9 protein-coding genes are annotated in these 8,784 nt (G+C 69.2%); 8 read left to right on the top strand and 1 reads right to left on the bottom strand.

The genetic code is table 11. The features are described 5' to 3' along the window. Nucleotides 1-43: 43 nt before the first annotated feature. Nucleotides 44-409, bottom strand: a complete 366-nt coding sequence (locus ACFWM7_RS12905; protein ID WP_383259228.1) for a tetratricopeptide repeat protein — start codon at nt 407-409, stop codon at nt 44-46. 147 nt (nt 410-556) lie between these two features. Between ACFWM7_RS12905 and ACFWM7_RS12900 the strand changes: the two genes are divergently transcribed. The 8 genes from ACFWM7_RS12900 (at nt 557) to ACFWM7_RS12865 (ending at nt 8,777) form a co-directional block, all read left to right on the top strand. Then, nucleotides 557-1,522, top strand: coding sequence for a pirin family protein (locus ACFWM7_RS12900; protein ID WP_383259226.1), 966 nt, complete (start codon nt 557-559; stop codon nt 1,520-1,522). A gap of 1,673 nt (nt 1,523-3,195) precedes the next feature. Then, nucleotides 3,196-3,588: a VOC family protein gene (locus ACFWM7_RS12895; RefSeq protein ID WP_383259223.1), complete on the top strand. Its 393-nt coding sequence runs from the start codon at nt 3,196-3,198 to the stop codon at nt 3,586-3,588. Nucleotides 3,589-3,816: 228 nt separating this feature from the next. Beyond that, the gene (locus tag ACFWM7_RS12890) at nt 3,817-4,275 is read left to right on the top strand and encodes an SDR family NAD(P)-dependent oxidoreductase (protein WP_383259220.1); all 459 of its coding nucleotides are present in this window, start codon (nt 3,817-3,819) and stop codon (nt 4,273-4,275) included. Further along, nucleotides 4,178-4,426, top strand: coding sequence for an SDR family oxidoreductase (locus tag ACFWM7_RS12885; RefSeq protein WP_383259217.1), 249 nt, complete (start codon nt 4,178-4,180; stop codon nt 4,424-4,426). Before ACFWM7_RS12890 ends, ACFWM7_RS12885 begins: the two co-directional genes overlap by 98 nt. 75 nt (nt 4,427-4,501) lie before the next feature. Then, nucleotides 4,502-5,203 (top strand): GntR family transcriptional regulator, encoded by a 702-nt coding sequence (locus ACFWM7_RS12880; RefSeq protein ID WP_383259213.1) that lies wholly within the window; start codon nt 4,502-4,504, stop codon nt 5,201-5,203. Between the two features lie 126 nt (nt 5,204-5,329). Next, a complete protein-coding gene (locus tag ACFWM7_RS12875; protein ID WP_383259211.1) occupies nt 5,330-6,484 on the top strand; it encodes an acyl-CoA dehydrogenase family protein in 1,155 nt (384 codons plus the stop codon). Then, on the top strand, nt 6,481-7,533 hold the full coding sequence (locus ACFWM7_RS12870; RefSeq protein WP_383259208.1) for an acyl-CoA dehydrogenase family protein: 1,053 nt from the start codon (nt 6,481-6,483) through the stop codon (nt 7,531-7,533). Before ACFWM7_RS12875 ends, ACFWM7_RS12870 begins: the two co-directional genes overlap by 4 nt. After that, on the top strand, nt 7,530-8,777 hold the full coding sequence (locus ACFWM7_RS12865; protein WP_383259205.1) for a CaiB/BaiF CoA transferase family protein: 1,248 nt from the start codon (nt 7,530-7,532) through the stop codon (nt 8,775-8,777). The genes ACFWM7_RS12870 and ACFWM7_RS12865 overlap by 4 nt, the downstream gene beginning before the upstream one ends. Nucleotides 8,778-8,784 lie beyond the last annotated feature (7 nt).

Genomic DNA, 8,784 nt, shown 5'->3' with positions numbered 1-8,784 from the left:
GCACCGAAGGATGCGGGCCCGGCCGGTGGTGCGGCGCGGCGGCTCAGGAGTGGGCGGCTTGAGTGCCGAAGTCACCGGTGAGGGCGGCGGCCATCCGCAGGTGCGGCGCGGCGTCGGCGCCCCGCCCCTGGCGCTCCAGCGTCCGGCCCAGCATGAGGCGCGCGTACGACTCGACCGGGTCGAGCTCCAGCACCCGCCGCAGCTCCTCCTCCGCCTTGCCCAGCCGGGCGGAGTGGTAGTACGAGCGGGCCAGCAGCAGCCGCGGCGCGACCTGCTCCGGCACCTCCTCGACGAGTCCGCCCAGGATCCGCGCCGCCGTCAGGTACTCCTTGGCCTCGAAGAACAACTGCGCCCGGTCCCACCGGTCGGCGGCGGTGCCGAACTCGTAGTAGGTCTCGGTCTCGCTCACGTGTCCTCCTTCGTGTGGTGCGGGCCGTCCCCGGACCGCCCCGCCGTACGTTCAGCCATGACAACACCGGACAATGGTTGAACATTCCACTAAAATTCTGGCGTGGGACCGGGTGATCCACGCCCCTACGGGAATAGGTTGAGCGCCATGAGCAATCTCGATCGCCAGGCCACGCCCTCCGTCTGCGGAGGACGCGGCTTCGTCGTCGCCGAGCCCGTCCGTGAGCTTCTGGCCCCCCGCCGCGTCCAGCTGGGAGAGGGTACCGAGGTCCGCCGCCTGCTGCCCAACCTCGGCCGGCGCATGGTGGGCGCGTGGGCCTTCGTGGACCACTACGGGCCGGACGACATCGCCGACGAGCCGGGCATGCAGGTCCCGCCGCATCCGCACATGGGCCTCCAGACCGTCAGCTGGCTCCACGACGGCGAGGTGCTCCACCGGGACAGCCTCGGCAGTCTGCAGACGGTACGCCCCCGCGAGCTGGGCCTGATGACCTCGGGCCGCGCCATCAGCCACTCCGAGGAGAGCCCGAAGGAACACGCCAGGCTCCTGCACGGAGCGCAGCTGTGGGTGGCCCTCCCGGACGCGCACCGTCACGTCGAGCCGCACTTCCAGCACCACACGGACCTGCCCGTGGTCACCGCCCCCGGCCTGACCGCCACCGTCATCCTGGGGGAACTGGACGGAGCGGCCTCGCCCGGCACCGCGTACACCCCCATCGTCGGCGCCGACGTGTCCCTGACGGGCGGCGCCGAGGCCCGCCTGCCCCTGGACCCCGACTTCGAGTACGCGGTGCTGTCCATGTCGGGCGAGGCAGAGGTCGACGGCGTACCCGTGCTGCCCGGCTCGATGCTCTACCTCGGCTGCGGCCGCACCGAACTGCCCCTGCGCGCCGTATCCGACGCCGGGCTGATGCTCCTGGGCGGCGAGCCGTTCGAGGAGGAGCTCGTGATGTTCTGGAACTTCATCGCCCGATCCGGTGAGGAGATCGTACAGGCGCGAAACGACTGGGAGGAGGGCTCGCGGTTCGGCGAGGTGCAGGGCTACGACGGTGCCCGCCTGTCCGCCCCGTCACTGCCCACCACCCCGCTGAAGCCGCGCGGACGAGTGCGTTGACCTGGGGAAACCTATGGTCGGGTTGGTTGTTCTCCCATTGATGGGCGCCTTGCCAGGCCCCTCGATAGGTGTCCTGTCCTGTGGTTGGGATCGAGGGTTTGCTGTCCTGGAGAGGAGGCGCGTCGAGTCTCGTGTTCAGGCGTGTGTGTCAGGGTTCAATCGGATCGATGGTGTCCTTTTGCTGACTTTCCTGACTGTCAGTCAGGTGAGGGGTTGGTTGCCGTTCGTCGCCCGAATACCGAGGGAGAGGCCCAGATGGAGTCGCTGGAGAGTGACTGAGCGCTGCGGAAGCTGAGTGTCAAACTCGTCTGGCTGCCTGCCGAGCTACCGCACCGCCGAAGTCACAGCCGGTAGGTGTCACGTCGACTGGCTCCAGCTGGTGCCCGCCGACGGGTTCCGGTGCCGATCGGCTACAGATGGGCTCCTGGTCACGGGGAAGCCTGGCCCAGTGCAAGCTTCGATGCGACGGATGGGCGGGGGAAGGCAACGGGCGTCGACGTGCTGCAGCAGGTCAACGGCACCGCCGAGCCGGCCCACGGGCCCAGGTCGCGGTGGTCGTCTCCAACAATCGGTTCAACAAGCCTGCTGTGGCATGGGGTGGACGCACGGCATCCGGTCAGTGGAGCGGCATGCGATCCCGCGGCGGGCCGATGAGCGATGGCCGTTGTGGGAGGCACTGGGCGATGTCCGGCGGCCGCGGAGGGGCGGCGTCGTAGGACGGGCGGGGGCGAGGCTGCGGTTCAGGGGCGTCCGAGGGCCCGCAGAGCCCAGTCGGCCGCGCGCCAAATGACCGGGGCGGCCGTATTCGGTGGGCACCATCGAGAAGGGATCAGGGGCACTGGACTGGAGTTCACTCAGCCGGGCCCGTGGTCCTTCCGCACGGGCCGAGGACCAGGCACTCCCGGCACGCGTGCGTGCAGGTGCCGGGATATCCCGCGACAGAAGGTGGAAAGATCTCTTCGCCCTCGCACAGGTTGTGGTGTCCGGTGCAGGACTCCAAATGGAATGACGTGCCCGGAACCCACCACAGGCGCATGAGGTAGGCGAGGTGATTGTGTAGGGCGACCAGCGGGTGATGCGGTCGGGCGGCCTTGTTGCACATGAGAACCTCACTGCCTTTGTGCGGCCAGGGAACCATCCTTCGCGTGTGTCGGCATTGGCCGCATCTTGGATTCCCGCGCGCTGATAGATTTCTACGTTGTCCCGCACGTACTTCGCGACGAGTCGCATCAGCGCGTACTCGCGCTCGGCGCCCTTATGGTCTTCCTTCGGGCGGTTCGCGCTGTCGTTGAAGGCGCCGTCAGGATCGCTGGCATCCTGCATGAACTGCTTGATGAAGGTTGCTGCAGCTTTGGTCGAGTTGCCCCGGTTCTTACTCACCCGCCCCACGCTACTGGTGGGGACTGACAGGAGGGTCGGCGTCTGATCGACGCCACCGCACACCGGCGGATCGAAGTCGGCGTTGGGCTGCCTGCCGTGCCCCCCGGCCGGGACCGCCTTGCGTAGTGCGGGCCGAGACACTGAAGGGCGCGTCCCGGACGGCCTGCGGGCTATCCCGCTCACTGGAACATGCATCGCCGGCAGAGCCGGTGTGTTGTTGTACTGCTCGGGTGATAGCGGGAGCGGCCGGGCCGGGCGCCCCTTCCGATCCATCGCGTCAATGGAGGGATTCCATGGCCGACAGCCAGCGCTTCGCATTCACCAAGATCGCCGTGAGCGACCTCAATGCCCAGTCCGCTTTTTACTCCGCTGTGCTCGGCCAGGTCGTGAGGCACCGTGTGTCCGGTGGCGAGGGTGACGATGCGTTCTCGGAAGTCGTCATGGGCTCGCCGGACGGCGACGGACCGTCCCTACTGCTGGTGCACCACCTCCACCGCGAAACTCCACCGCCGGGCGAGGCCGTGCTCGGCTTCGCCGTTGCCGATGTGGAGCGAGTGGTGGGGGCAGCGGAGAAGGCGGGCGGCGTCGTGTGCGCTCCGCCCAGGAGCCTGCCCGGTCAAGCCCTGCGTGTTGCCCAGCTGCAGGACCCCGAGGGCCACGCCCTGGAGATCATCCAGCACATTTGACGTGCCGTCGACAGGCGTCGTTGGCTTTCGGTGAGCTGGGAGTCCCCGCTCCGGAACATGAGGGCCGAACCCGGAAAGGCAAGCGAAGTTTGATTCTTCAGGACGTACCGCACTGGTGAGGGGCCGGCCAGGATTCCGGCGCAGGGATCGCCCGCGCCCCTTGTCTTCAGGTCTCGACGTGGTGGTGCTCGACTTGGTGGTGAATGACTTTGTGCCCGGGCCGACGGTGTGGGCAAGGAGATCGGCGCCAAGGGCGGGACGGCGATAGCGGTGCCCTTCGACGTGACCGGTCCCCAGGCCGTTCAGGCGGGAGTCGCGAGGGCTTGCGTGCTATTCGGGCGTCACCTCGACGTGCTAATCCACAACGCCGGCGCCCAGGCCGGCTTCGGGCAGGGATGGTCCCGCACCCTCGCCCCCGGCCGGTGGCGGGCTCCTGTGGAGATCAACCTGTTCGGTGGCATGAATCTGGTGTCGGCGGTCGCGGACGACATGTGCGAGGCGGGGTGGGGGCGGATCGTGCAGATCTCCTCAGGGTCGGCGCGCGCCGGATCCGCTACGGGGATCTCCCTCTACGGGGCGGCCAAGAGCGGTGTGGAGGGCTTCATCCGGCATCTGTCCCAGGAGCTCGCGCCGTTCGGCGTCACTGCCAACACCCTCGCTCGGGCTGCAGAGCAATGTCGCCGGTGAGAGCACGGAGGTGTTCGCGGCGAAGATTCCACTGCACAGGCTCGGGACACCGGAGGACGTCGGCGCGGCGGCGGTCTACCTCGCGTCGTCCGAGGCCTCCTGGATGACCGGTCAGATCCTCAACCTCAACGGAGGCAGCGTGACGTCTTGACGGGGCAGGACGGCAGTCCGCCGCTGCGCCCGGCCGCCGCACGCTCTACGGTGTAGCGAATTGTGAGGAGTGCAGATGCCGTCCAGCAAGACACGCGCCACCAGCCCCGGGTTCCCCGCGAACCAGGCGGTGTCCAGGGTGATAACCGGAATCAAGCAGATGATCGTGTCGGGTGAGTTGCTGCCCGGTCAGCAGATCCGACAGGAGCAGATGGCGGCCGCCCTGGGGGTGAGCCGCCTGCCGGTACGGGAGGCGTTGCGTCAGCTCGCCGCGGACGGCCTGGTCGTCCACGAGCACCATGTCGGGTTCGCAGTCGCCCGCCTGGGTCGGGCCGAGTTCGACCAGGTCTATCTGATGCGGCGGCTCCTGGAGACTGAGGTGATCCGAAGCCTGCCACGTCCGTCCGCCGCCCAGCTCGCCGAGATCCGCGCGGTGGCCGAGGAGATTGAGCGAGCTGCCGAGGACCTCGACCTTGCTTTGATGCGTACGCTCAACAGCCAGTTCCACCTGGCGATCTTCGGTCTGAGCGACCTCAACCTCGTCGTGGGGGAAATCGCCCGGATCTGGACATGGGCTCTTCCGTACCACGCGGTCTACCTCCACGACGAGGCAGGGCGGAAGCGCATCCTGGCCGAGCACCGCGAGATGGTCACCGCGCTCGGTGAGGGGGATCTGGACCGCCTGGTCGAGCTCATGGACGCCCACCGCGCGGGTTCGGAAGCCCAGTTGAACCTGATGCTCCAGGCGGGTGCGGCCGCTCGCCCGCCCCTTGGCTGACGCACCGCGGAAGGCGTCCACTGAACTTGGCTGATGCACCGCGGAAGGCCGTCCACTGAACGGAACATCGTCATACGGTTTTGGATCCCATCGCTTAGCGTGGGTCGGAACCGAAGGGGGTGTCCGATGACAGCCACGATCGATCTCTCCGCTCATCGCCTCGATACCGCGTCCCTGCTGCTCCGCGAGGAGGTGCGGGCCTTCCTGGCAGAGGAAAGGGCGGCGGGGACCTTCGTCGCACGCAGCGACGCCTGGATGACGGCGGCGGACCCGGACTTCAGCAAGCGGCTGGGGGCGCGCGGTTGGCTGGGTATGACGCTGCCCAGCCGGTACGGCGGTCACGACCGCTCGCCGCTGGACCGCTTCGTCGTCACCGAGGAACTGCTCGCCGCGGGGGCACCGGTCGCCGCGCACTGGATCGCCGATCGCCAGATGGCGCCGTCCATCCTCCGCCATGGTTCCGAAGCGCAGAAGCAGCGCTATCTGCCCGAGATCGCCCGTGGAGCCTGCTACTTCGCCATTGGCATGAGCGAGCCCGAAGCCGGCTCCGACCTGGCGGCGGTGCGCACCAGGGCGCGAGAAGTGCCCGGCGGATGGGAGATCACCGGGACCAAGCTGTGGACCACGGGCGCTCACTACGCTCACGCGATGGTCGTCCTCGCCCGTACGGACGGCTCGCCGGGCGATCGGCACTCCGGGCTGTCGCAATTCGTGGTGGACCTCCCGACGCCGGGCGTCGAGGTCCGGCCCATCGTGACGGTTGACGGCGGACACCACTTCAACGAGGTGGTGTTCGATGCCGCGGTCGTCCCCGGCGATAGCCTGCTCGGCGAACGCGGAGCCGGATGGAGTCAGGTCACCGCCGAGTTGGCGTACGAAAGGTCCGGGCCTGAACGGCTGATGAGCACGGTGCCGCTGCTTCGTGCGTGGACGGACCTTCTGGCGGAGCGGGGGAGCGGGGCCGTCGAGGCGAGGGAGCTGGGAAGGCTCACCGCCCGCGCCTGGTCGTTGCGTCAGCTCTCGCTGTCGGTCGCCGCCGCCCTGGCCGAAGGGCGTTCCACCGAGACCGCCGCGGCCCTGGTGAAAGACCTCGGGTCACGATTCGAAGGAGACGTGGTGGACACCGTACGCAGACTGAGCGGGACCGAGCCCGTCAGGGGGGCGAGCGGGTTGGAAGGAATGCTCGCCGAGGGCATCCTCCACTCTCCGGCGTTCACGCTGCGGGGAGGGGCGAGCGAGATCCTTCGCTCGGTGGTCGCCCGCGGCTTGGGGGTTCGGTGAGCGACGACCTGCGGGAAGAGATCCGCTCTGCCGTCAGCGCGATCCTGCGGCGAGGCGAGGCGGGCGGAACGGCCCCGGGAGGCTTCGACGGCCCGTTGTGGACGGGCCTGAGCGATACGGGATTCCATCTGCTGGGGGTCACGGAGGAGGTGGGCGGCAGCGGCGGCACACTCCGCGACCTGGCGGTAGTGGTCGACCTGGCCGCCTTCCACGCCGCCGATGTCCCGGTGGCCGAGGCCGCGTTCCTGGCGGGCTGGCTCATGGTGCGGGCCGGCCTGCCCCTGCCGGAGGGACTCGTGGTCGCCTCGCTCGACGAGGCCGACGGTCAATGGCGCAACGGTGCGCTCCGCCTGACCGGGCGGCTGCGGACGCCCTGGGGCCGGCATGCCGACCACGTGGTCACCTTGGTCAGGAGCGGTGAGGAAGTCCTCATAGCGGTCATACCCGTTCGGAGGCCTGCGGGTCCGACGGTCGTACGGGGGGAGAACCTCGCCGGAGAACCGCGCGACACGCTCGTACTGGAGGACTTTGAAGCCGGGGACGCGGTTGTCGCCGCGCCGAGCGGTGTCGACGTCGGCGCGTTGTCGCGGCGGGGGGCGCTGGCCCGGTCGGTCCAACTCGCGGCAGCGGCACGCGCGGTGCTGGAATCCACCCTTCGGCACGTCACCGAACGGGAGCAGTTCGGACGCCCGCTCGCCCGGTTCCAGACCGTGCAACAGCATGTGGCGGCCCTGGCCGCTGAGGTCGCCGTGATGGGAGTCGGCGCCGATGCGGCCGTGCTCGCGGTGGACGCACAGGACAACGAGGATCTCGCGGTCGCCGCGGCCAAGGCGACGACATCCGCCGGCGCGCAGGTGGTCACCGCGCTCGGACATCAACTGCACGGTGCACTCGGCTACTCGCGCGAGCACCACCTGGGAAGGTCGACCACCCGGATGTGGTCCTGGCGCGACGAGTTCGGCTCCGAAAGCTACTGGCAGGACCGCTTGGCCGCCCCCGTGGGCGCGGGCGGGGACTGGTGGTCGCTGGTGACGGGAGGTGGACGGTGAAAGGAGCAGGTGCTGTCCGGGGTCTGCGTGTCCTGGACCTGAGCCGGGTGCTCGCCGGGCCCTTCTGCGCCCAGATGCTCGGCGACCACGGCGCGGAAGTCATCAAGGTCGAGGCGCCTTCGGGCGACGAAACGCGTCGTTGGGGTCCTCCGTTCGTCGACGACGCGGAGACAGCGAGCGCGTACTACCAGGGCCTCAACCGCAACAAGGCGAACATCGTGCTCGACCTGCGGACAGAGCCGGCCCGTGAGGTGCTGCACGGCCTCATCGCCCGCTCCGACGTAGTTGTGGAGAACTTCAAGGCGGGAACCATGGAACGTTGGGGGCTCGGATACGAGTCCCGGCTCGCGGCGGAGTTCCCCCGGCTCGTGTACTGCCGGATCACCGGCTACGGCGTCGACGGCCCGCTCGGGGGCCTCCCCGGATACGACGCGGCCCTCCAGGCGTACGGCGGCCTCATGAGCGTCAACGGCGAGCGCGACGGCGACCCGCTCCGGGTCGGTGTGCCCATCGTGGACATCACGGCGGCCCACCAGGCTTTCGCGGGTGTCCTTCTCGCCCTCCTGGAGAGAACGGTCAGCGGACAGGGGCAGCTGGTCGAGGCGACGCTGCTCGATGCCGTCGTGTCGCTGATGCATCCGCACAGTGCGGCCTACCTGCAGTCCGGCGAGGTACCGGAACGGACCGGGGCGGCTCATCCGACCGTGGCCCCGTACCAGGTCTTCCGAACGGCGCGAGAGGGCCGCTTGTTCGTCGCGGCCGCCAGTGACGCGCAGTTCGCCGCGCTGACCGACGTACTCGGACACTCCCGCCTGGCCCGGGAGCCACGCTTCCGGACCAACCGGGACCGCATCGGCAACTTGACCGCACTTCTGGCCGAACTGGAGCCCGCGTTCCTGGCGCGCGACGCGGGCGAACTCGCTGCCGAACTGGTGCCAAGGGGTGTCCCGGCGAGCCCGGTCAACGATGTCGCGGCGGCGCTGTCCGCGCCGCAGGTGCTCCACCGGGGCATGGTGATCCGTGACGGCGAGTACCGCGGCATCGGAGTCCCCGTCAAGCTGAGCCGGTCCTCCTCGGCGCCCGCTCGTGCGCCTGTGCCTGCGGGAGCGGACACCTCGCGCGTGCTCACGGAGTGCGGCTACACCCTCCAGGATGTGGCGGGGCTACGGGCGTCCGGCGCCCTCGGACCGACAGAAGCAGGCGCGGGCCCCGGGGAGGCGAACGAGCCTCGAGCGGCGGGGTGAAAGGAGG

The sequence above is a fragment of the Streptomyces sp. NPDC058375 genome (assembly GCF_042723425.1).
In the GTDB taxonomy this organism is placed as follows: Bacteria; Actinomycetota; Actinomycetes; order Streptomycetales; family Streptomycetaceae; genus Streptomyces; species Streptomyces durocortorensis.
Note: the sequence above shows the minus strand (reverse complement) of the source record. Positions and strands in the feature narration are given on the sequence as shown.

What these genes read in the sequence shown, in the direction of transcription:
- ACFWM7_RS12875 (WP_383259211.1), top strand. Translation starts at nt 5,330, where the DNA reads ATGACAGCCACGATCGATCTCTCCGCTCATCGCCTCGATACCGCGTCC.
- ACFWM7_RS12880 (WP_383259213.1), top strand. Translation starts at nt 4,502, where the DNA reads ATGCCGTCCAGCAAGACACGCGCCACCAGCCCCGGGTTCCCCGCGAAC.
- ACFWM7_RS12900 (WP_383259226.1), top strand. Translation starts at nt 557, where the DNA reads ATGAGCAATCTCGATCGCCAGGCCACGCCCTCCGTCTGCGGAGGACGC.
- ACFWM7_RS12895 (WP_383259223.1), top strand. Translation starts at nt 3,196, where the DNA reads ATGGCCGACAGCCAGCGCTTCGCATTCACCAAGATCGCCGTGAGCGAC.